Here is a 22,140-nt window from a genome sequence, read left to right on the forward strand (position 1 = left end):
ATATTGGCCCCGGAGCCTTGCCTGTCATCCGGTGGCAGTTTTCCCGGCCATATGGTGCTGCCGGGGTTGATCCGCGCGGAACCTATCCCAGCACGGCGCAAAAGTGAACTGTCAAGATTAAAAGCCGGTCTATTTTTCCCCCTGGGTGGGAGTGGCAAACCGGCTGCGTATTTTTTCCTCCAATGCGTCGCGAACCTGCCGGTAGCCCTCCAATACCTGTTCGCGGCTTCCGGCGATGGTGGAGGGGTCCATGGTCGGCCAGTATTCGACCTCGATTGCCTGTCCGGCAGCGACATCCAGGGCCCTGTGATGGGCCTGCGGCGAAAGGGTGACGATAAGGTCGAAGTAGATGTCCTCAAGGTCATCGAACAGCTTTGTTTTGTGCGTGGTCATGTCGAGCCCGCGCTCGCTCATGACAGCAGCTGCAAAGCCATCGGCTGCACCCTCTTCGACGCCGACGGAATCGCAATAGATGGTGGTTCCGTAAAGGTTCTTGAACAGGCGTTCGGCCATTGGCGAGCGGATGGAATTCATGGTGCAGGCAAACAGGACCGAGGTTACCGGCGCAGCATCGTCATCTGCTTTTGACGGCACCTGACCGGCTTTGCCGCTTCTATCGTCTGTCCCGCTCATCCGCGCCAATGCAACACGCAAATCAGGGTAAAGAGCCGCCGGGCTGTGTCGAAATCCACCTCTATCTTGCCCTTCAGGCGTTCCTGCAGGGTCTGTGACCCTTCATTGTGCAGGCCGCGCCGACCCATGTCGATCGCCTCGATCTGCGCCGGCGAGGACGTGCGGATCGCCTCGTAATAGCTCTCGCAGATCATGAAATAATCCTTGATGACCCGTTTGAACGGGGTCAGCGACAGCATGTGCACGATAACCGGCATGTCGTCTTCCCGCGTAATGTTGAAAACCAGCCGGTTTTCGGCGAGCGACAGGGACAGTTTATAGGGGCCGCCTGAATCGCCTTCGGGAGGAACGAGTTTTCCTCAATCAGGTCGAAGATGGCCACCGCCCGTTCATGTTCCACATCGGGTGTTGCACGGCCGAAGGAGTCGCTGTCCAGGACAACGTCCACCAAACGGTTCTGGGATTGATCTTGCGCGGACATGACGGCGAAACAGGCTCACGGAAATGTTGGAGGAAACCGGAACCGCTCCGGCATCGCAAAGGTCAATATCAGCGATTCATCCGGATTGAAACAGACCTGCCATGGGCTTGCAATCCTTCGGCTTCCGCCAGGGTTACTGCAGCCGGGCCGATGGCGGCGAGTTGATCGGGCCCGCATTTGAGGATCGACGTGCGCTTGACGAAGTCCAACACCGACAAGCCGGAGGAAAACCGGGCCGAGCGCGCGGTGGGCAGAACATGGTTTGAACCGCCCACGTAATCGCCGATTGCCTCGGGCGTGTGCTTACCCAGGAACACGGCGCCTGCATTGCGCACGCCATCGAGAAGGGCTTCCGGGTCTGCGGTGGCGATTTCAAGGTGCTCGGGTGCAAGGCGGTTTACCAGCGGCAGGGCATCGGCAAGTTTTTCAACCGTGATGATGACACCGTAGTCCCGCCAGCTTGCCGCGGCAATTTCCGCCCTTGGCAAGGTCTGCAAATGCCGTTCCACGGCTTCGGCAACGCTGGCGGCCAGTTCCGGCGAATCGGTAATCAGGATCGATTGTGCGGCGGTATCGTGTTCTGCCTGGGCCAGCAGGTCGAGGGCCAGCCAGTCGGGATTGTTCTCACCATCGGCCACGATCAGCACTTCGGAAGGGCCGGCGATCATGTCGATGCCGACCGTGCCGAAAACCTGCCGTTTGGCCGCGGCAACATAGGCATTGCCTGGCCCGACAATCTTGGCAACGGGGGCGATGGTCTGTGTGCCATGGGCAAGAGCCGCCACGGCCTGTGCGCCGCCGATACGATAAACCTCATCGACACCGGCAAGATCGGCCGCCGCCAGAACCAGCGGGTTGAGTTCGCCGCCGGGAGAGGGGACTACCATCACTAGCCGTTCAACCCCGGCAACCTTGGCCGGAACGGCATTCATCAGAACGGAACTTGGATAGCTTGCCGTTCCTCCAGGCACGTAAAGCCCTACAGCCTCCACCGCTGTCCAGCGTGACCCAAGCTCCACGCCGGCTGCATCGCTATAGCGGTCATCCTGCGGCATCTGTTTTTCGTGATGGGAGTGGATGCGGTCGCGGGCCAGGGTCAGCGCATCAAGCTGTTCTTTGGGGACACAATCCGTTGCAGCGGCAATTTCATCCGCCGAAACCTGCAATTGCTCCGCTTCAATCGTTAAACGGTCGAAGCGGGCGGTATAATCAAGCAGGGCGGCGTCACCCCGTTTGCGCACATCGGCGATGATGCTGGCAACGACTGCGTCAACATCGGCGGATTGTTCCCGCTTGGCGGAGAGGATCGACGCAAATTGCGCGTCAAAATCTTTCTGGGTGCTGTCAAGTCTTTCGGGCACGGGCTGCTTTCTCGATTGCCGCAGGTTCAATCCTTGTGGACAGGGACAGAGGATGCCTGCCAGGAAGCATCCATGTCGGTGAGTTGAACCTCGACGCACTCCACCGTCAGGCGGATTTGAAAATCACCGGAGAAGACAAGATCGATGGTTCCTGCCGGCGGATCTTCAGGGGTATAGAGCACTGCCAGCAGGCAAAGGACCTGCTCCTTGTCGCGCTGGTTGATGCCCTGGGTTGCCGCATTTTGGACCCGCTCGAAATGCAGAACCGACTTGCGGCGTTCTTTCTGTTTTTCGCCTTCTTCCCAGGCAAACCGGTTGAGTTCGAGGACAAACCGGCGTTCGGCGGGAAGAAAACGGACATCCTTCAGCTTGAGAACGGCGTCCTGGCAATGGGCGGAAATTGCGGCCAGATCCTCTGCATCCAGTGCAACCAGCTTTCTTCGGTTTTCCTTCATGGCAGCTTCCTGCGTACCCGGTTCGGGGTGCATGTTTACCTTCGCCGTTGAGGTAGAAAAGCTGACGTTGAAAAGCAAGGCTTTCGATGGTCGCAGAGCTTGAGCGGTATTTTCCCGTTTGATGGCGATCAGGCCGAAATCCGCTCTACGGCGGCGCCGCAGGCTGACAGTTTTTGTTCCAGATGTTCAAAGCCGCGATCGAGATGGTAAACGCGTGTAATCGTCGTATCCCCTTCTGCAACCAGTCCTGCCATGACAAGGGAAACCGAGGCACGCAGATCGGTTGCCATTACCTGTGCACCTTTCAGGGCAGAAGGGCCGTGAACGGTGGCTTCCTGCCCGTCCAGGGTGATCTGGGCGCCGAGACGGGCAAGCTCCTGAACGTGCATGAAGCGGTTTTCAAAAATCGTTTCGCGTATCGTGCTGGTCCCTTCTGCCTGGGTCATCAGCGCCATGAACTGTGCCTGCAGATCGGTTGGAAAGCCCGGAAAGGGTTCGGTGGTCACATCGACGGGCTTGATGCCATGGCCGTTGCGCATGACGCGGATGCCGTCGTTTTTCTCCTCGATCTCGACTCCTGCGCGCACCAGCACATCCAGTGCGTTCTGCAGCAAGGATGCCTGGGCACCTTTTAGCAGCACTTCCCCGCCGGCAATCGCCGCCGCCATGGCATAGGTGCCGGTTTCGATCCGGTCCGGCAATACCCGGTGGCGTGCGCCGTGAAGCGCCTCGACACCCTCAATCGTGAGGGTCGATGTTCCCGCGCCACTGATTTGCGCGCCCATGGCAATCAGGCAATTGGCAAGGTCGGTGACTTCGGGTTCGCGCGCGCAGTTGCGCAAGACGGTTTTCCCCTTCGCCAGGGTCGCCGCCATCATGGCCACATGGGTAGCGCCGACGGAAACCTTGGAGAACGTGTAGTCGGCGCCTGTCAGGCCGCCTGTAGCCTCGGCAACGGCATAGCCGCCATCAATGGTGATTTTGGCGCCCAGGGCTTGGAGACTGTCGATGAACAGGTCTACCGGCCGCGTGCCGATGGCACAGCCGCCGGGCAGCGAGACCTTGGCCTTGTGCATGCGGGCAAGCAGCGGGCCGATAACCCAGAAGCTGGCGCGCATTTTCGAGACAAGGTCATAAGGCGCGGTGGTATCGACGATCTCGCCCGCCGTAAAGGCAATGTTGCGGCCCTGCTGGCCATTGTGCGCGCGCCGCTTGCCTTCGACGTGATAATCCACGCCATGATTGGTCAGGATGCGGATCAGCGACTCCACATCGGCAAGATGGGGGACATTTTCAAGGATGAGCTCATCGGCAGTCAGCAGCGAAGCGATCATCAGGGGCAGGGCTGCGTTCTTGGCGCCGGAGATCGGAATTACGCCATTCAGGCGGTGGCCGCCCGTTACCTTGATACTGTCCATGAAACCCGATCCCTACCTGCTTCTTTGCCACTTTCGGACGGAATGTTGGCCACAGCAGGGCAGGTTCAAACAATCACCGCCCTGCCGGCGCGTGCCTGCTCGGCGCCGTGCCCTGACCTCGTTTTGAAAGATGCAAGCTCTTAGCCGAAAGCCCCTACCGCATCAAGCAGTTGGTTTCCGAAGGGTTAACCTGAGCCCGTCCAAGCGGCAATTTTGTCAGCTTCCGGACTCTTTTCCCCGGTTGCGGGGCTTCAGGGCATCGTGCCGTGCCTGTGGCCGGGCCGGGGCCTCGCCGCTATCGGCTTTGGCAGTAATGCCGCGCAGCGCGCCCTTGCGCCGTTTCAGGTTTTCCCGCAATGCCTGCTTGCGGCGGTCGGGTTCGGGTTTGGAAGTGTTCTTGTCAGTTGCCATGATCGTAAAACCGGACCTGCCGCCCTGCTGCCCGGGCAGGGAATTCTGCGCTTGCAACACCCCTGCCCATATGGCAGAAGGCACGCGGTTTCGCAAACGGCCATGGCTTCTGCCTGACTGGCGTTGAGACGTTTTTAGCTTTGGCGAAACCCTGCCGGACGCTGCTGTAGCTCAGAGGTAGAGCACTCCCTTGGTAAGGGAGAGGTCGAGAGTTCGATTCTCTCCAGCAGCACCAGCTACCCATATAACTACTTGTTTTTATTACAAAAATCTAGTTTTATTTTTTTCAGACCCCCGTTTAGCCCACCCTTATTAGTGCGATGATATGGGCTGGTATGAACCGCTACGTTGAGTTTATAGACCAGCCAAGCTATTGAGAGCACCCAAACACCACCACCGCACTCGTCACCGTCATCGGCAGCAGTGGTCCCAACACATCCAACCCCAACACGCCCTGCACCAGTGCGGGTGAGCCATAGACATCCACATCACGAAGCACACAATCGCCAAGCCGCAAATTGGTGAGCCGGTAGCGGGTGATCTGGTGGGTGACGTTATTCGGAAGCAAAATGGTCTCGGTGCTGAGGGGCGAGAGACCGAGCGCCTGAAGTGTTGTCTCATCGAGAATGGTCACTGCCGCACCCGTATCAAAGATCAGTGGCACCGTGGCGTCTTTGCCAGCCTGACCAGCAATAGAGACCTCCACCAGAAACACCTGTGCTGGGGTGCTGAATAGGAGCGGCACCGCTGTCTGCTTGCCGGTACATCCCGCCAATACCAACACCCCGAGAAACCACCACCACTTCACCACACCACCGCCTTGTGCACAGAGCGGTGAAACAGAATTGGTAATTGTGTTGTATGCTGAGGTGGGTGGCTGGTTTTGGGGCTATCGAGAGGCGCTTTAGCGCGTTCCTTGAACTCTCCCAGTCACCGGTATGTCCTTGCAATGACAGTGATTGCAGAGCCGTGCAACTGAATTACCAATTCTGTTGCAAGGCTTCCTCCTATGAAATCCACCCCCGTGTCCATGCAACTTCATGCCGCCAGTGGTGCGCGGCTCTACCTCAATCGCCACGAGCGACTGAGCTTCATGCGGGTAGCCAAAACAGCCCCCATACCCACCCGAAGCCTCTGCCTCACCCTTGCCTATACAGGGTGCCGTGTCAGCGAAGCCCTCGCCCTGCAGGGCAGTGCCATAGACACCACCAACAACGTCATAGCTTTCCGGTCATTGAAGAAACGCCAGAAGCTCCATATCAGGGAAGTGCCGGTGCCACCGGCACTGATCAAACTGCTGTCAGCCGACCATACCCTCACCGAGCAAGCCCTCGACCAACGACTCTGGCAGATCAGCCGCACCACCGCCTGGCGGCGTATCAAACGGGTGATGGCAACTGCCCACGTGACCGGCATTCATGCCTCACCCAAGGGCTTGCGCCATGGCTTTGGGGTCGCCGCCATTCAAGCCGGTGTGCCGCTTAATCTCCTCCAGAAATGGATGGGACACGCCAATATCGGTGTCACGGCTATCTATGCCAATGCCATGGGACCGGAAGAATACGCGGTGGCGAAACGGATGTGGTGAGGACATACCAAAACACCACCCGTATGTGGGTGGTGTATGTGGGGACATTGTGGGTCAGAGCGGTTCATGCTGTTGCAGAAGCCAGCCACATCCGTCCGTGACTCCATGTCTATCCTTTAGGGATAGGATTTAGCGCGGGGGCTGATAGCTAGAAGCGCCAGCCCCAGCGCTTCAAAGTATATGGTGTTGCGCGGCTCCGGCTCCCAGATACGCCGAGGCTTGGGAACCCATGGCAATAACTCGGGAAACCGCTCTGCCAGAGCAACCGCTTCATCATACTTGTTCTTGAAGCGTTTCACTCGCTCCACGGATACATCGAGCAGGTAGTTATGCTCTCCGATCCGCTCTATAGCGGCAATGAGCGAACGGGTCTTGGCACTCTTGCTACTCTCTGCCTGTACTTTCTCAGTTACCAGCACATCGGGCTTCAAATCATTGATCAGGCGTTGCGCATAGCCTGCCGCCTGCTCAGTTGAGACGCTGGCTTTGCGCGACAAGCCCCAGTCTTTCAGCTTCTCGCCGATGAGATAGACATAGCCGATTTTGCCGGTGGCAACGGCAATCGCCAGCACCTTAAGCCGCGCCATTCTCCGATTCACTTAGGTGGGCTGATAGCTGGTTTAGCGTGTGCTGGCGGTTGGGGCGGGGCAGCCAGTGCGTGGGCGCATCCGGCAGTGATGGCAGACGCTCGGCGAGTTCCGTACGGGCACTGGCAAACGCCTCTCCAAACAGGCGCTCAAAGGAACGTCCGTAGAGCAGTGAGAGCGTGCAAATGCTCTGAATGGACGGTGTACTGCGTCCGCTTTCAAAGCGTGAGATAAGTGAGGGATGCACATCCAGAAGATGCGCGCAATCGACCTGGGTGAGACCCGCTTTGCGGCGGGCGACCCGCAGATCCAAGGCAAAGGTGTTGTTCATAAGGTGGTGCTTAAACTGTTAAAGCTCGTCCAGTTTAAGACCGGCATCGTTTCGGGCGTAGTACCCCCAATGTGCAGTATTGGCACTAAGACCAGTCTAGACACAACACCATCCGCTCTGTCTGGTGAGCGTTGGTTGGAGGGGTGAAACCCCTCCAATCACAAACCGAGCGGATGGTATTACAGTCCTAGTGCCAGTGTGTTTTCCTAGGCGGGATGATACCGGTTTCTTGCAAACCGATACAAGCAGGCTCCACTGACGATTACCGCACATGAAGCCTTCTTTCTTAGAGACGAATGGCGCGTAGACTTCTGTCATGAACGACCAACCAGAACACGTCCGCCAGTTTCTGGCAATTTGCTGGCGCATGTATCAGCGGATGGAGCGCGAGGGCACGTGGGCATTTGGTGACCTGGATGCGCCACCACTGCCGCCAACATCTCGGGGATAGACTGGGGGATACCGTATCCCCCTAGAACAATGAGCCTATCCCTCAACACCGCCACTCATAGCAGCCCATACGTTCACCATCAGGGTGGCGGGAATCAGTGAGTGAATTGTCGCCGTGCCCAAGCGGCGGCAATTCGGCTCGCACCCATGCTTTGTCAGCCGCTCGCAATAACCAAAACAATGTATGAACCAGTATTTCGCTTATGTACGCGTCTCCACTCCCAAACAGGGTGAAGGCGTCTCACTCGAAGCCCAGCGGGAAGCGATAGAACGCTACGCCGCCGCCCATAGTCTCACCATCACCCAGTGGTTTGAAGAAAAAGAAACTGCCGCCAAAGCTGGGCGTCCGGTCTTTTTGTCCATGATCAAAGCCCTCCGCAATGGGGAAGCTACGGGCTTGATCATGCACAAGATCGACCGCAGTGCCCGCAATGGCGCTGACTGGCTGGCGATTGGTGAACTGTCTGATGCCGGCACCGATGTCCGCTTTGCCACCGAGAGCCTCGATTTTCGCTCCCGCAGTGGACGGCTCTCGGCTGACATCCAAGCCGTCATCGCCGCAGACTACATCCGCAATCTGCGCGAAGAGACCGTCAAAGGCATCAACGGGCGATTGAAGCAGGGTCTGTATCCGTTCAAAGCCCCGATCGGGTATTGCGATAACGGTGGCGGGAAACCCAAAACCCCTGACCCACTGCGGGCACCGCTTATCCAGCAGGTCTTTGAACTCTACGCCAGTGGGGAATACTCACTGCGCAGTTTGGTGATGGAAATGGACGAGCGCGGGTTGCGCAACCAGGGTGGCAAGCCACTCTCCAAGCATGGCATCGAAACCATCCTCGCCAACCCCTTCTACACCGGACTGATCCGCATCAAGACAACCGGTGAGACCTATCAGGGTGTGCATGAGCCGCTGATACCGGTTTCTTTGTTTGATACCGTTGCAGACGTGCGGGCAGGCAAATGCGGCAAGAAGGTCACCAAACACCGCCACACCTATCGCGGGCTGTTTCGGTGTACCTTGTGTGGCTATGCCATGATCCCCGAGCGGCAAAAATCATACGTATACTACCGCTGTCAAACCACGCAGTGTCCCACCACCTGTGTGCGGGAGGACGTGTTGGAAGCAGCGGTGGCTGACCTTCTGGAGCGGGTGGCGTTATCGCCCGAAGACATTACCCGCATTACCGAAGAGATCGAAGCGTGGAACAGCAAACAGACTGCCCACGATCCCCGTGACGGTATCCGCCTCCAGCTGGAGCACACCAAGCGGCGGCTGGATCGCCTCACGGATGCTCTCATTGATCAGCTGATTGACAAAGACACCTTCACCAACCGCAAGCAGTCCTTGGAACTTGAACGCTTGCGTCTTGAGAAATCGCTCGCCAAGCAAACCGAGGCACATGTCGAACCTGACCGTATCCGGTACTTCCTCGAACGGATAAAAAGCCTGAAAACCATGTTTATTTCAGCGATTGCCACGGAAAGACGGGAGATCGTGCGCTGGGCAACATCGAACTGTCTGGTGGAGCGAAAAAACGTATATCTAGAGCCAGCTAATTGGCTGGTAGCAGTGGAAGCTGTGCGCAGTGGCACCGATGGTGACCCTCACAGCCCCAATCCTCGAAGCAGGCAGGAAATGATTGAAGCGCTGATTGTAGCGGAAAGAGCAGTGTCAGCGACCGAAGGTTTGTTATCTCTTCCTTGAGATGATTCAATAGCACGAGAGCGTCGTCCTCCACTGTTACACAGAACACTGAACTTCCGGTTTTGAAGTGGCTTTATCCTGGATGAAGCGTACAGTTCTGCATTAAGAAAAGAGCACAAACCAATGATGCTGGAGGGGCACCTTGAAGAACAATTTGCACTTATTGCGCAGGGAGATGAGCGCATGGTGCGCAACAATTCCGAGCGGTGGATAGTCGATCCAGAAGGTTGGAGAATCAAGCTCCCAGCAAATCTCGGTTTGCTTGAAAATCATGATGAGACCCTAATATCCAAGAAATGATAAAATCACTACATGTCCAATATTAGATTATCCCGCGGACTTTGCGCAATTGTAGGTGAAGCTATCCCCGGCTCTCACTCGACTCTTGATGCGCTCTTCAAGTCAGCTGGAGCGCCTGGCGATCCGCCTGATCTCGCACACCATTCAAAGTGGAAGGAATGGCTTTTTCGAGCCGGGCAAGACGAGTCGGTCGATAGCCTCGCGGTGCTTGGCGATGTTCTAGAGGAATTTATGGACGTGCCACCGATTGATCCCGATGACCGCAACGATTGGGGACTGCAGCGTGCCCGTGTTGTGGAAGCTCTTGAAGCGAATGGGTTTCGCTATTTTCAGGGCGGTCGAGTTCTACCAAATGGTGAAAAGCAAGACGAGCCAACAATACAGCCCAAAGGAAGCAAATCTGCCATTAGACCTTCATCACTTGATGAGCTGTTAGGTGTACTAGTGAAGGGCTTGCCGCGAGCGGTATATCCGCTAGCAAACCGCAGAAAGGGCGCCACCAGTCTCTCTTTCAATTCAGAGTACGATATTCAGGATTTGCTTCACGCTATGTTACGTCCTTGGGTATCGGACGTGCGTCCGGAGGAGTTTACGCCAAGCTACGCTGGTACGGCTACCAGGATGGATTTTCTTCTCCCGGAGCATTCTGTAGTTATTGAAACCAAACTGGTGCGCGACAAAGCACATGCTCGTAAAGTTGGCGATGAGCTGATCATCGATATCGATCATTATCGAGTTCATCCTGATTGCACCTACCTATGGTGCGTGCTCTACGATCCAAACCAGTACATACAAAACGCTGGTGGATTAGTGAGAGATTTATCAGGGGAAAGCAAAAACGACAAAGGCATCATCAAAACCACAATCGTAGTGGTTTGATGTTCGGTCATTCTTTTCTCAGTTCGAGCTGTTTGTCAGGGTCTTGTTGGATGCGCTACCCAACACCAGCAAAACCGGCTTAGTTGAGCGGTTTTGCTGTCTAGGATACCTGACATGCTGATGTGACCCTCACAACCCCAGTCCTCGAAGCAGGCAGGAAATGATTGAGGCTCTGATGGAGGCTGAAAAAAGTTTAGAATTAAAGGAAAAGGTCAGCCGGAGCTGACCTTGTGTGATCATGACGAGTCAGATCACCTGTAAAAGTAACTTGTCCGGGCGTAACCCCAGCCGCCTTCTTTCTTATCAAACCAGTACAGGTCTTGCCCTGCGCGAAGGGTGTGTTTTGTTCCATCAAAGACCGTTACTGTGAGGCGGTCAGCCTCCTCATCCTTGATGCTAACGCAGACCACACGATCACTGAAAGGTTCTGCGCAACAAACCGATTCCCATGTATAGACATCAGTGTCATGAGCGTTGACTTCACTGAATTCAGCAGCCGTCAACTCCTCAACGACTTTTTCGGGAGATAACCCTCTCAGGTCAATTTCGAATGGTTTTGTGCTGGCAGCGACTTCTGCTGTTGGCATGATTTCCTCCTGATACTCGCACCGGACCAATTCCGGCGCACGTGACAGGAGAAAACTGTTCGAACCTTACCATAGGTTAGGTATTTGTCTAGAATACCAGACATGCTGATGTGACCCTCGTAGCCCCAATCCTCGAAGCAGGCAGGAAATGATAGAGACACTGATTGCAGTGGAGAGAGATGTGCTAGTGCCCGAAGGTTTGTCATCTGAACGTTGAGATGATTCAATAGTATAAGAGTGTCGTCCTCTGCATACCGTGAAATATCACCAACGTGATGTGCGGTTAAAGAGGAGGACACAATGTTCAAATTCTATGCTGGACTCTGCGTCGGTTATGCACTTTGTATCGTCACCCTGGCATTTTCCGGTGCACGGAATCTCATTCTTGAGTTTGCACACCAAATGCCCTCATCGTTTCTTTTGATGGCAGCTACTATCGGGTGTCTCGTTTGGGTCTTATTCCTGGGCTGGGTGTTTGCCACAGCTCATACCCACCACAAAGAAATCCAACAGAAGCTACATACTCGCTGACTGATCTTGACTGAGATCACGACCGCACTCGACCGGACTAGAAAGTCCGGTCATTTTCTTTCTCAGTTCGAGCTGTTTATCGGGGTCTTGTCAGATACGCTACCCAACAGCAGCAAAACCGCTCAGTTGAGCGGTTTTGCTGCCTAGGATACCTGACATGCTGATGTGACCCCACAGCTTGGCTTTCAGAACTTGTTGACCAGCGTGCATATATAGCTCTTGGTATACAGGAGTTGTCTGCTGTGATGTTCGCTCGTAGAAATGTCTATATCGGTGAACTATTGTTTTTCTGCAATTTCTTTCACCATATTCAAAGCGGCATCCCATCCTGCCAAAGAGTCAGCATATTCTTCATCAGATATTGGTTCGGTGAACTCCTCACTTCCCTTGAGGGTGGTGACGCCGTTCTGTTCACTGAACTCATATGTAAGCGTAGCGTCTATCGACCTCATTGCATTTCGTACTATATGTTGCAGTAGTTTTTCTGGCTCAAACTTGAGAAGTGTGCCAGCGATAACTTCCGCTCCGTCGGGCTTCTTGAAACTGAGTGGGCTCCCTACTTTCCAGTCGGTCACGTACTCTCCACCCATCTGTCTCGTGAGCGTTGGGTCAACAAACACGCGCCATACATTTGCGACGGGTGCTTGGATTGTGATTGATGCTTCGAGAAGTTTTGCACTCATAAATTGTATTATACCAAACTTCAAAAGTTCGGAACACCCTGTGGGGTAAGAATAGCCCCGAGTCTTCTAGACGCCCTCGGTTTTCATTTCCTGCTGCCGTTCGAACTCGACGGGCGACAGTATCCCGTTCTTGACATGCTTGCGCTTCGGATTGTGCCCCTCACAACCCCAATTCTCGAAGCAGGCAGGAAATGATAGAGACACTGATTGCAGCGGAAAGAGAAGTGTCTGTGCCCGAAGGTTTGTCATCTAAGCCTTGAGATGATTCAATAGGGACAGAGTGTCGTCCTCTGCATACCGTGAAATATCACCAACGTGATGTGCGGTTACAGAGGAGGATTCAATGCGTTTTTTTCACGGAATGTTCTTTGGGCTGTGGGTTGCATCTGTTATTGCCTTATGGGGTAATCAAAACTTCTTCCCGCTTATAATAGCCCCGACGGCTCTTTGCGTTGTTGCTGCAATTTTTGCCTCCATAATTCCTGGACTCATCAAGGGCTTCAGGAGTGGGAGGATTGAAGATTTTCCAAAATGGTAAGGACTGTAGCGCAGACTAATCTCAGAAGCCGGACCACATGTCCGGCTTTCTCTTTTGTCTAGTTCGAGGTCCTTCAGGGGTATTACGCAAAACAGGTCTCTGCCCGCGCAGCAAAATCGCTCAACTGAGCGGTTCTGCTGTCTAGGACACCTGACATGCTGATGTGACCCTCACAACCCCAGTCCTCGAAGCAGGCAGGAAATGATTGAGGCGTTAGCTGAGGCTAGCGACGAAACAGATTTCCTACATCATATGATCGAGCTTCATGCATAGTGCTGAATTACTCACTACCTCTTCGTACTTTCGGTTAGTTTTGCAAGCAAGCTGACGAACGCAATGAACTCTAGGGACTTTTCTGGATCATCCTGTATCAGTTTGTGCGCACGCGGATTGCGCAACCCTGCAACCGCCCCAGAGAACATCATCATGAAACCCTTTTGTTCCTGTGCGTCAGATTGATCAGCCAGATCATTAAATTTTAGAATCGGCTTGCTAGGATTGAATACCGTTTCCATCAACGATGTGCCGTCTTTGTTGTCGATTCCGCTGTGGACCCGAACGAGCCCATTTAGTGCTTTCACCGCATCTTCTATTGCATTTGAATAATGCCCGTCCTTGAACAAGGCGCCGCAGGCTTTCTCGATTACCGGATGCAGTTCAAGTCCCTCGTAGGCTTTCAAAGGCTTGGCAGAAACACCCCTGCCAGCGTCTTCTATTTCTTCGATAAACCCATCTCGTATGGACTGAAGTTGGGTTTTGGCAGCGGCAATTCCGCGTGTAAGACCTTCTTGTATTTCTGGAGTGGTCGGTTTCTTATAGACATTGATATTAGCCCTATCGAGATGGGTGACGTCTCTAGCGTATCTGGCGTATTCAACCGTGTGAACGCCAAATACTGATGTCATTAGAGCGTCCAGTTTTGATTCCAGTGTTGAAATTCGAGGGTCCATTCGATCTTCGATGGAATTCACATCAAACGCTTCCAATTCAGCAATTCGGCGCTCGATTTTTGGAATAGCCGCCTCCATTGCGGGTAGCGACAGGTTTGCTTCAACACGCTTTATTTGCGCTCCATCATCTGACATAGCGAACTCCTCTGTCACTTCGCACAACAGCAAACTGCGATGCGAAACAAAACCTAATTCACAGTCTGACGGGACTGCCAATTGTGGATGTCTAGAGTGAATGGGTTCGCCTTTATACAACAATGTAGCCACGCGCAAAGGTTGCCCACTGCAATGGATTTGATACTTTTGTTAAATGACGAGAATCGCAACGCATGAAAAGTTGTCACACCTTTCACAGGGTAAAATCGACGAACTACTGGACCGATACTACGCAGGCGAGAGAATAGCTTCCTTGCTTGAGCAGTTTGATATTGATGTGAGACCAAGCGCGCTTGTGGGGTTGTTTCCCCCAAAAGTTCATGATGACTTGCACTGTCCGTATTGTGATGGGCAGTCTATGATCTCAAAGCGCAGTAGCCGTTCTGGCTATAGTCGTGAACGTCCTTATTGCCCTAGTTGTAATCATCAGAATATCCGTGATTGTCGTTGTAAAAATTGCGTCAGCCAAAGACAGCAAATCCGTGCCGCTGAAGAAGCAAAGAGGCGCGATGTTATACAGCGGTTCTATGGACCTAAGAAAACGAGCGATCTGTCAAGATCGCTGACGTTTTTGGATGCGCTAAGCTTGTTATCACTAGCGCGGCATTCTCTCTGCGAAAACCTTGTAACCGTATCTCCATACTCAGAAAATCAACCTAAATTTGCTCCAACATTTGAGATCACCAACGACTTAGTCCGGCACTTGTACGGAAAGGGATATCTATGGATCAGCGAAGAAAGCGACGTTGAAGCTTTCACGTTCAACGAGGCAATGGATGATATTGAAGGATACTATCCGACAAGAGTGCAATGGCTATTTTTGCCAGGCTGTTCAGCACATGAAAAGCGTGAATTTCTTCATGATACGGAAGAGCTCGTTCGGCATGGTGACTGGCGGGAAGATTGGTACGGCGAAGCGGATACGGTTTACCATATAATTGGAAAGTATGAGTGCTTGGAGTATTTCGATTACCTTCTCAGGCAGCGTGATTTTGAGATCGATAAATTTGGTGAGAAAACACACTCCACATTTGAGGACATTTTAAAACGTTACTCGATTGCGCAGACCTTCAACATTACGTGGATGGCTGTACGCGACACCGTGGACTATTTGGCAAAAGAGGGCGTGCCTCGATACCAAGGTAAGAACTATTTTATTGGTGCTGTGCAGAGAAAAGCCGACCGAGCGACAGCCAATAAGTGGGATGTGAAGCACTCCCGACGGGACTTTGGATGTCCGCAGTCTGTGTTGAGCGCTACCTATTTCAACTTATTTCTCGAAATTGGCGATAAGGGCTTAGAGTCGCCTCTGCCGAAATTGGATGCGTAGCAGTTTCCACCGGTACATAACCAAAACAGCAAGGTGTTATTTCCACCATGCCATTCTCCGCCATCCTGTCCATCCTCGGATTGACTCAGAAAAACCGACATTTTGTGAGCGACCGCAAACGGGAACTAAACAAGCTGACCGTGAAATACGAAGGGCTATTGCGGCAAGCCAATGAGGAACTGCTTGCCGCAAAGATCATACTTGAACGGCAACTCAAACCGGCGGGACTGGATGTTGCGGAGATCGAAGAAGAATTGAAATGTCGGTGCGATGAATCGGCAATCGCTATGGCGCAAGTTGAAGAGCAAAGGGAAATGCATCTGTCGGCACGAGCAGATCGTCTGAGTGTCGAACAATGGGATGAACTAATCTCCCGCAGACAGATTCAAATTGGTGTCGCAGAAGACTGGCTTCGTATCGCGAAGACGTCAAAAGCAAAGATCGAGGCACTGCGCCAATCTCTGACACTTTGACTTAAGCGCATCTACTCAGGGTGTCTATCCCAGAGTGATTGGTTCGTACATATTGGATCGGTGAACTCTGAGCAATCCAACCCAATTACCCTCGGCATCACCCACGCCCGCCCGCCACATCAGTCCTTTGGCATTCACCAATCTGACCGCTTCTTCCACCAATACGTCATCGGGCAGACCGGTACCGGCAAGACCACGCTCCTTGAGAACATGATCCGCCAAGACACGGCGGCGGGGCAAGGACTGTGTCTCATCGATCCCCATGGTGATCTGGCTGAAGCGGTGTCTCAAAACACCACCGACACCGCCATCATCTGGGATGTCGCTGACCCTAGCTCACCCTATGGATACAACCCCCTCACACACGTAGCAGTAGCGTACCGTCCCTTGGTCGCCTCTGGTCTTATCGAGACTCTCAAAAAGCAATGGAGCGATGCCTGGGGGGTGCGGATGGAACACCTGTTACGGTATGCGCTCTTGGCGCTGCTGTCGTACCCCCATGCCACCCTCAGAGACGTGATCCCGCTCTTTCTCGACAAGCCCTTCCGGTCGCGGGTGCTGGCGACCGTCACGGACGAGCAAGTCCGCCACTTCTGGCAGGTGGAATACACTGCCATGAACTTCAAAACGGCGGTGGATGGCGTAGCCCCCATCGCCAACAAGCTGGGTGCCTTTCTGGCGCATCCGCTGGTTAGGAAAGCAGTGTGTGAGCCAGAGCAGCCGCTGCGCTTCCGGCACCTCATGGATCAGGGCACAACGCTCATCGTGAACCTCGGGAAGGGAAGACTGGGTAATGACATCGCCAACGTAGTTGGTGGTGTGATTGTCTCCAGTATCACCCATGCCGCCTATACACGGCAGGACACCAAGGAAGCCGCCCGCCGTCCATACTTCCTCTACCTTGATGAGTTTCATACGCTGACCAGTGACATACTGGCAGACATGCTCTCAGAACTGCGTAAATACCGCGTGGCACTGGTGCTCGCCCACCAGCATACCACCCAACTTTCCAAGGAGGTGCTGGAAGCGATTATCGGTAATGTTGGCAGCCTCATGGTGTTTCGGGTCGGTGCCACGGACGCCGGTTTGCTGGCTAATCAACTGGCAGCGGATATCCCCACGCCCCGTGATCTCGTGAACCTTCCGAACTACCGGATGTTCGTGAAGCTGATGATTGAAGGACGGCAGAGCAAGCCGTTTTCGGCGAAGACTATTGCACCGCTGATGCCAAGGGTTTCAGTTGCGCACCTTACCGATAGTAAGCAACATTTCGAACGCTGTTGAGAACGGCAGCTTCACCTCAAGAAATATTTTCCTTGTATCCCTAGCAAATGATATGTTAATGATTTGCTTGCGTGTTATCCACTGGGATGCGCATCAGAAGACCAAACAAGCAAGAGGACAAATCCATGAAGATCAAGTCAGCAAAATTCCCCCAAGCCGGGCTTATCTCGTTCACGGCTGACACACCAAAATCATGCACCTGGTTGAACGTTTCAATGAGTAGTCGATTTCTGTGATCCAGACGTCTCTGTTGAAGTTGAAATGGAGCATAGAAGGGACAGAAATTGACCCAGAAAAGGAAGGTCCTCGGAGAGTTTGAATACCTCACACTTCTCGCAATTCAAGCACTTGGCTCTAACGCATTTGGAGCCGAAATTTCACGTTACCTGCGGACAAAAACTGGTGACAATTTTGCAAGTTCGCAAGTCTACGTTGCGCTTAACCGCTTGGAGAAAAAGGAACTACTAACCTCCGAGGAAACCGATCCCCTGCCTGTACAAGGTGGTCGTAAACGAAGGCTCTATCGAATCGAGCAATCGGGCTTACAGGCAATCCGGGATAGAAAGGCGACCACCGATGCTGTGATTGCAGGTTCTTGGGAGCCGCAACTTAGCTGAAAGGAGCTGAGGCATTGAGGACCGTAAATCCCCAAGCGCTGAAGCCCTCGAAGTTGGCGCTAGCAGTCTTTGCGATTTCTGCCGGTTGGCATAAGCGCAAAGACACAGTCAGCGAAGTCAAGAGAGAGTTTGATGACTGGCTAGTGCCAACATTCGGGAACCGAGCCAACTACGTTTTGATGGCTCTCGCGGCGAAGTCCTTGTACAACGCGCTGCGCGGAGAAGCCCGAGACTGGCTCAGCATTTACACCGGATCCCTTAGAGGGACGGAGAAAGGAGGAAAAGTAATAGAAGACAAAACAAGTCTTGATGAAGATGATGAATGAAGCCGGTGAAACTGGATATTGCAGCACGCGATAAATAGGTTTCGAAAAAGGCGAGCTGAAGCAGCTCGCCTTTTTTTTCAAAAAAACTCACCTACAGGGTAGGTGAGTAAGGTACTTAGCTGTAGGGCGCTGGCTTAGGTCGCGCCGTGAGATATTGTACCATATTTAAAAAAATTGGTACTTTCTCAGAAAATCCTACCCACTACGAAGTAAGTGCTCCTGCCACAACTGGAGTAAGTTAAAGCGTTGCGCTAAACGCTCCCCACGCTGATACGCTCCAACCACGCCCGTATCCACTGCATGCCCCAAGCATGCCTCTTTCACCTCAAACGGCGCATCCGTGCATTCTTCTGCCCAAGAGCGAAAGGTGGCACGAAACCCGTGAGGTCTGGCTTCATAGCCTTCCCGCTCCATAAACCGGCTCATAGTGGCGTCTGAGAGTGGTTTTCCTTTGGCAGAGGGGAACAACAGATTTGACCCCTCACATTTGTGGGCTTCCTTGATCACTCTGAGCGCTTCATCGGTTAGCGGTATCTTATGCTCACGTGCGGTCTTGGTTCGCTCCGGCGGGATTGCTAGTACATCGTCCACGATCTCGTCATGGCTGGCAAAACGAACTTCGCCGGTGCGAGCAGCAGTGAGAAGCAGAAAGCGCAATACGAAACATGACTGGTGCGGTTGGGTACACAGCCACTGATAGAACTTGGGTGCTTCTTGGTAGGGCAAGGATGGGACATGTTTGGTCTCGTGCCGCTGCTTGCCAAGGAGTGCCCGTGCTTTCATGGTGGCTTGGAGGTCAACTTCAAGACCCAGCGCAGCAGCGTGTTTGAGGGTCAGATTGATCCGGGTCAGGGCTTTGCGTGCGGTATCAGCTTTGTCATGCCAGATCGGTTCCAGGGTGCGTTTGAGAACATGCTGATCGACATCCTCAACTGGTACGGTTCCGATTTTCGGCAAGATGTGCACAGACAGGGGAGACAACCACCGCCCCGCCGTTCCATCGCCTTTGAGTTCTGCCTGTCGGGCTTTGAAGCATCCATCAACCGCCTCCTTGAGCGTCAGCCGCTGGGTACGGAGCCGTTCCTTCTGACGCGCCGCCACCGGATCAGAGCCAGCGCGAAGCGCCGCCCTCGCATCGAGCGCCTTGGCTCTGGCTTCGGCGATTGGAACTTCGGGAAAGGCACCAAGCCCCATCTCGCGCCGTTTGCCAGATACTGAGAGGCGCAAGACCCACTTGCCAGCGTGCTGGTTGCGCTTCACGAGCCATAGTCCTTGTCCATCAGCGTATTTACCAGCCGCTAGACTCTTGGCTTTCATGGGATTGAGGGTGTTATATATCACTAGTCCACCTTTTTCAGCCCCCCCTTTAGTCCACCTATTGGTATGCAAAGGGTGGACTCGCTATGTTCAGCTATGAGCAGGGTGACAACTAACTATCTGTATATAAAACAATAAATTGAGCAGCTATGAGACGCAAGGAAAATCTAGTTCAATTCTCTCCAGCAGCACCACTAACCCTTTGATATTATCATATAATTTTAGAAGTTCTATTTGACAAATTGCGTCGTGGTATTTGTCTTAGCAGGGTACCTGCGTGTTTTCCGTCGCAATCGGAAGCGCTGGACAATGGGCAAATCATTTCCCTTTCGATAAACCGGGCATCGTATTAAGGTGTTGCCAGGATTGGTGATTTGCCGATCCCGGGGCTTAGTAACCTCACCCGCAGCGGTCGGTGCTGACCGCAATGGCACCTCCTCGACCTTTATGGCCGGGGAGGCTGCGGCGTATGTCCAGAGCTTCGGCTTAAAGGCCGTGGCGGTCGTCTGCGGGCGGCTTACTAACTCCCCGGTCACCAGAGTGTTTCTGGTGACCGCTTTCTCCAGGCAAGGGAGTTTGGACCTTGGAAGAATACAGTTTTTTCGCCGACTTGCTGAGCATGTTCCGCTCTCTTAACGACTGGATCAAGGCACTCATCGTGGCCAGCTTCTACGCAACCATCGCAGCGGTCCTGCTCGCCGTTATCAAGCCAAGCCACATGCGCGGAAGTGCTGCAAAGCCAACATCCATTGACGCCGATGAGCTCGAACACCGCCAACGCCAACCGCAGGCTGTCGCGACCAGGGAGTAACCCCTACCAGTCCAGCGCCGCGACGGCCTTGAGGAATTCCAGATTGCTGATGTCGCACTGGTCGTTCTGGGGCAGGGCGTGGGACGCAAACTTGACCATGATGGTCTTCGTGCGGCGGTCGATATAAAGAAACTGCCCGTGAATGCCGATCGCCAGTACAACTTGTGAAGGCCGCGCCAGGCAATACCATTGATTGCGGTAGCGGGCGCCCGGCAGGAAGTCGGCAAAATTGCCAGTATCCCAGGCCGCTTGATCGCCATTTTCTGTTGTATCGGCGATCCAGGCCGGTGAGACGATCTGGCGGCCGCCGATGCTGCCCTCTTCAAGGAACAGCCGCCCCACACGCAGCAGATCATGTGCGGTTGCCGAAATACCGCCGGCACCGCGCGGTGCGCCCTTGGCATCGACGGTGATGAAGGCATCGCTTCGGGCTCCGGCTTTTTGCCAAACCAGTTGCGACATCAGTTCGGCATAGGGCGCTCCCGCTGCATGCTCGACCAGCAGGGCCAGCAGATCGGAATTGGGTGAAAGATAGCAGAACGGGCCGCCATGGGCCCCTTCCCCTTTCTTCAGCCGGAAAAGCAGGCTGGAAAGCGGCTCCGGTTCCAGATCGGGTTCGGGCGGGTTCCACAGCATGGCGCGGCGGTAACGGGCATAGTCCCCGTCCCGGTCCAGATATTCTTCCAGAAACTCAATGCTGGTGCGCATGTCCAGCAAATGCCGCAAGGGACAATCGCCATAACCCCCGCCAGCGGTCTGTGGCAGGTAGTGCGAAACCGGCTTGGCCGGATCGAGGATACCCTCATCCTGGAGAATGCCTGCCAGCAGGCCGGTCAGGGATTTTGAAATCGAAAACAGCAGATGCGGCAGCGCGGCATCCGAATGCGCCGCGGTCCAGTCAATTTTCAGATGCCCGTCCCGCCAAAGCACGAACCGGTCGCTCATGGAATGGGCAAGAAAATCCTCAAGGCTCGCCGGCTTTCCCGCAACCTCCACCAGAACATCCGGCAAGGGCAACGGCGGTGGTGCATGATTGTCTTTTCCATCCCGGCGGCCACCGCCGGCATGAATGACCGCCGACGGAACCAGTTCACTGACATGGGTAAACGACCAGCAGCTGGCCGGCCTCTCGCGCCAGTTGGCAAGGGTGATCGACGGGCGGGCAATGCCATATCTGTTCTCGAACGCGGACATGACAAATGCCCTGTCATAATGTCCGTCATGCGGCAAGCCCGGCCTTTGCACCTCAAAAACGAACCCCGCCACAAGGGGCGGGGTTTGCAAACTGCTGGTCTTGCCCGCAGCACTGAGGTTTTCCGCCATGCCCTGAGCGAACACAGCGGAAAACCATCTGGATGAAGTTCAGCGCTTCTTCTTTACCAGCGCATCGCGGATTTCCTCCAGCAGAACCTGATCCTTGGTCGGGGCCGGCGGCGCGGAGGGAGCTTCGGCTTCCTTTTCCATCAGGCGATTGACAGCTTTGACCATCAGGAAGACGATGAATCCGATGATGATGAAATTGATCACTGCGGTGATGAAATTGCCATAGGCAAGGACCGCGCCCTGCTCCTTGGCGGCTTCGAGCGTCGTAGCCGTCACGCCGTTGGACAGCGGCGCAAAGTAGTTGGAAAAATCCAGGCCCCCGAATATGGCGCCGATAATCGGCATAAGGACATCCTCGACCAGCGACGCGGTAATGGCGCCGAATGCGGCACCGATGATAACCCCGACGGCAAGGTCCATGACATTGCCTTTCAGGATGAACTTTTTGAATTCCTCAATCATTTGCTTCCCCTGTGGTTCCGGTCCCGGGCAACCCGGCAGGCGGTCATGCAATGCCCTGGAATACCGGAATGCTCCGCCGCCAGCCGGTGTTTGGCCTATAAAGGAAACTTTACGATGCGTTAAGCAAAAAAACTGCCTTCGCCTGTTTTG

Annotated in this window: 26 protein-coding genes, 1 tRNA gene and 1 pseudogene; 13 read left to right on the plus strand and 15 right to left on the minus strand. The window is 54.2% G+C overall.

The genetic code is table 11. The features are described 5' to 3' along the window. Positions 1–129: 129 nt before the first annotated feature. From BVL55_RS02290 to BVL55_RS02315, 6 genes and pseudogenes are all read right to left on the minus strand, one after another. Positions 130–534 (minus strand): arsenate-mycothiol transferase ArsC, encoded by a 405-nt coding sequence (locus tag BVL55_RS02290; protein ID WP_244530611.1) that lies wholly within the window; start codon positions 532–534, stop codon positions 130–132. 95 nt (positions 535–629) lie between these two features. Next, positions 630–1,114: pseudogene (locus BVL55_RS02295) on the minus strand (UPF0262 family protein). A gap of 68 nt (positions 1,115–1,182) precedes the next feature. After that, on the minus strand, positions 1,183–2,475 hold the full coding sequence (gene hisD / locus BVL55_RS02300) for a histidinol dehydrogenase (RefSeq protein ID WP_075995549.1): 1,293 nt from the start codon (positions 2,473–2,475) through the stop codon (positions 1,183–1,185). Positions 2,476–2,501: 26 nt separating this feature from the next. After that, the gene (locus BVL55_RS02305; RefSeq protein WP_075997830.1) at positions 2,502–2,930 is read right to left on the minus strand and encodes a DUF2948 family protein; all 429 of its coding nucleotides are present in this window, start codon (positions 2,928–2,930) and stop codon (positions 2,502–2,504) included. A gap of 128 nt (positions 2,931–3,058) precedes the next feature. Further along, positions 3,059–4,348, minus strand: a complete 1,290-nt coding sequence (murA, locus tag BVL55_RS02310; protein WP_075995550.1) for a UDP-N-acetylglucosamine 1-carboxyvinyltransferase — start codon at positions 4,346–4,348, stop codon at positions 3,059–3,061. Between the two features lie 216 nt (positions 4,349–4,564). Beyond that, entirely contained in the window at positions 4,565–4,759 is a 195-nt protein-coding gene (locus BVL55_RS02315; RefSeq protein WP_156892383.1) for a hypothetical protein, read from the minus strand. A gap of 160 nt (positions 4,760–4,919) precedes the next feature. Between BVL55_RS02315 and BVL55_RS02320 the strand changes: the two genes are divergently transcribed. Then, positions 4,920–4,994, plus strand: a tRNA-Thr gene (locus BVL55_RS02320). Between the two features lie 135 nt (positions 4,995–5,129). Here the strand turns inward: BVL55_RS02320 and BVL55_RS02325 are convergent. Beyond that, complete coding sequence (locus BVL55_RS02325; RefSeq protein WP_162841431.1) at positions 5,130–5,567, minus strand: retropepsin-like aspartic protease; 438 nt, start codon at positions 5,565–5,567, stop codon at positions 5,130–5,132. Positions 5,568–5,768: 201 nt separating this feature from the next. Between BVL55_RS02325 and BVL55_RS02330 the strand changes: the two genes are divergently transcribed. Next, entirely contained in the window at positions 5,769–6,347 is a 579-nt protein-coding gene (locus BVL55_RS02330; RefSeq protein ID WP_075995553.1) for a tyrosine-type recombinase/integrase, read from the plus strand. 116 nt (positions 6,348–6,463) lie between these two features. Here the strand turns inward: BVL55_RS02330 and BVL55_RS02335 are convergent, their stop codons facing one another. Together BVL55_RS02335 and BVL55_RS02340 are read right to left on the minus strand one after the other, a co-directional pair. After that, a complete protein-coding gene (locus BVL55_RS02335) occupies positions 6,464–6,934 on the minus strand; it encodes a hypothetical protein (RefSeq protein WP_075995554.1) in 471 nt (156 codons plus the stop codon). Next, entirely contained in the window at positions 6,921–7,247 is a 327-nt protein-coding gene (locus BVL55_RS02340) for a helix-turn-helix transcriptional regulator (protein ID WP_205410834.1), read from the minus strand. The genes BVL55_RS02335 and BVL55_RS02340 overlap by 14 nt, the downstream gene beginning before the upstream one ends. A 334-nt stretch (positions 7,248–7,581) precedes the next feature. On the opposite strand from BVL55_RS02340, the gene BVL55_RS17145 reads away from it, so the two are divergent. The 4 genes from BVL55_RS17145 to BVL55_RS02350 all read left to right on the plus strand — a co-directional run bounded on the left by BVL55_RS17145 (position 7,582) and on the right by BVL55_RS02350 (position 10,602). Beyond that, positions 7,582–7,716, plus strand: a complete 135-nt coding sequence (locus tag BVL55_RS17145) for a hypothetical protein (protein WP_280161709.1) — start codon at positions 7,582–7,584, stop codon at positions 7,714–7,716. A gap of 183 nt (positions 7,717–7,899) precedes the next feature. Further along, the gene (locus BVL55_RS02345) at positions 7,900–9,423 is read left to right on the plus strand and encodes a recombinase family protein (protein WP_075995556.1); all 1,524 of its coding nucleotides are present in this window, start codon (positions 7,900–7,902) and stop codon (positions 9,421–9,423) included. 123 nt (positions 9,424–9,546) lie between these two features. Then, a complete protein-coding gene (locus tag BVL55_RS16340) occupies positions 9,547–9,723 on the plus strand; it encodes a hypothetical protein (RefSeq protein ID WP_156892384.1) in 177 nt (58 codons plus the stop codon). Between the two features lie 12 nt (positions 9,724–9,735). After that, positions 9,736–10,602, plus strand: a complete 867-nt coding sequence (locus BVL55_RS02350; RefSeq protein ID WP_205410835.1) for a PD-(D/E)XK nuclease domain-containing protein — start codon at positions 9,736–9,738, stop codon at positions 10,600–10,602. A gap of 251 nt (positions 10,603–10,853) precedes the next feature. Here the strand turns inward: BVL55_RS02350 and BVL55_RS02355 are convergent, their stop codons facing one another. After that, positions 10,854–11,189, minus strand: coding sequence for a hypothetical protein (locus BVL55_RS02355; RefSeq protein ID WP_075995557.1), 336 nt, complete (start codon positions 11,187–11,189; stop codon positions 10,854–10,856). Between the two features lie 300 nt (positions 11,190–11,489). Here BVL55_RS02355 and BVL55_RS16685 point away from each other — a divergent pair, with 300 nt between their 5' ends. Continuing rightward, a complete protein-coding gene (locus tag BVL55_RS16685; protein ID WP_075995558.1) occupies positions 11,490–11,720 on the plus strand; it encodes a hypothetical protein in 231 nt (76 codons plus the stop codon). 278 nt (positions 11,721–11,998) lie between these two features. Here BVL55_RS16685 and BVL55_RS02365 read toward each other — a convergent pair whose 3' ends face one another. Beyond that, the gene (locus BVL55_RS02365; RefSeq protein ID WP_075995559.1) at positions 11,999–12,403 is read right to left on the minus strand and encodes an SRPBCC domain-containing protein; all 405 of its coding nucleotides are present in this window, start codon (positions 12,401–12,403) and stop codon (positions 11,999–12,001) included. 343 nt (positions 12,404–12,746) lie between these two features. On the opposite strand from BVL55_RS02365, the gene BVL55_RS16690 reads away from it, so the two are divergent. After that, positions 12,747–12,941: a hypothetical protein gene (locus tag BVL55_RS16690; RefSeq protein ID WP_075995560.1), complete on the plus strand. Its 195-nt coding sequence runs from the start codon at positions 12,747–12,749 to the stop codon at positions 12,939–12,941. Positions 12,942–13,228: 287 nt separating this feature from the next. Here the strand turns inward: BVL55_RS16690 and BVL55_RS02375 are convergent, their stop codons facing one another. After that, entirely contained in the window at positions 13,229–14,026 is a 798-nt protein-coding gene (locus BVL55_RS02375; RefSeq protein WP_075995561.1) for a TIGR02391 family protein, read from the minus strand. 175 nt (positions 14,027–14,201) lie between these two features. On the opposite strand from BVL55_RS02375, the gene BVL55_RS16345 reads away from it, so the two are divergent. The 4 genes from BVL55_RS16345 to BVL55_RS02395 all read left to right on the plus strand — a co-directional run bounded on the left by BVL55_RS16345 (position 14,202) and on the right by BVL55_RS02395 (position 17,751). After that, complete coding sequence (locus BVL55_RS16345) at positions 14,202–15,377, plus strand: hypothetical protein (protein ID WP_156892385.1); 1,176 nt, start codon at positions 14,202–14,204, stop codon at positions 15,375–15,377. Positions 15,378–15,424: 47 nt separating this feature from the next. After that, complete coding sequence (locus BVL55_RS02385; RefSeq protein WP_075995563.1) at positions 15,425–15,850, plus strand: hypothetical protein; 426 nt, start codon at positions 15,425–15,427, stop codon at positions 15,848–15,850. A 60-nt stretch (positions 15,851–15,910) separates the two neighbouring features. Beyond that, positions 15,911–17,134: a type IV secretory system conjugative DNA transfer family protein gene (locus tag BVL55_RS02390; protein WP_075995564.1), complete on the plus strand. Its 1,224-nt coding sequence runs from the start codon at positions 15,911–15,913 to the stop codon at positions 17,132–17,134. 284 nt (positions 17,135–17,418) lie between these two features. Next, a complete protein-coding gene (locus tag BVL55_RS02395; RefSeq protein ID WP_075995565.1) occupies positions 17,419–17,751 on the plus strand; it encodes a PadR family transcriptional regulator in 333 nt (110 codons plus the stop codon). Between the two features lie 521 nt (positions 17,752–18,272). On the opposite strand, the gene BVL55_RS02405 is transcribed toward BVL55_RS02395, so the two are convergent. After that, positions 18,273–19,337: a tyrosine-type recombinase/integrase gene (locus BVL55_RS02405; RefSeq protein WP_244530568.1), complete on the minus strand. Its 1,065-nt coding sequence runs from the start codon at positions 19,335–19,337 to the stop codon at positions 18,273–18,275. A gap of 640 nt (positions 19,338–19,977) precedes the next feature. Between BVL55_RS02405 and BVL55_RS02410 the strand changes: the two genes are divergently transcribed. Further along, positions 19,978–20,205: a hypothetical protein gene (locus BVL55_RS02410; RefSeq protein ID WP_075995568.1), complete on the plus strand. Its 228-nt coding sequence runs from the start codon at positions 19,978–19,980 to the stop codon at positions 20,203–20,205. 3 nt (positions 20,206–20,208) lie between these two features. On the opposite strand, the gene BVL55_RS02415 is transcribed toward BVL55_RS02410, so the two are convergent. Then, positions 20,209–21,399 (minus strand): serine hydrolase domain-containing protein, encoded by a 1,191-nt coding sequence (locus BVL55_RS02415; protein WP_075997832.1) that lies wholly within the window; start codon positions 21,397–21,399, stop codon positions 20,209–20,211. 168 nt (positions 21,400–21,567) lie between these two features. After that, on the minus strand, positions 21,568–21,990 hold the full coding sequence (gene mscL, locus BVL55_RS02420; protein ID WP_075995569.1) for a large conductance mechanosensitive channel protein MscL: 423 nt from the start codon (positions 21,988–21,990) through the stop codon (positions 21,568–21,570). Between the last annotated feature and the right edge of the window lie 150 nt (positions 21,991–22,140).

Source organism: Salaquimonas pukyongi, assembly GCF_001953055.1.
In the GTDB taxonomy this organism is placed as follows: Bacteria; Pseudomonadota; Alphaproteobacteria; order Rhizobiales; family Rhizobiaceae; genus Salaquimonas; species Salaquimonas pukyongi.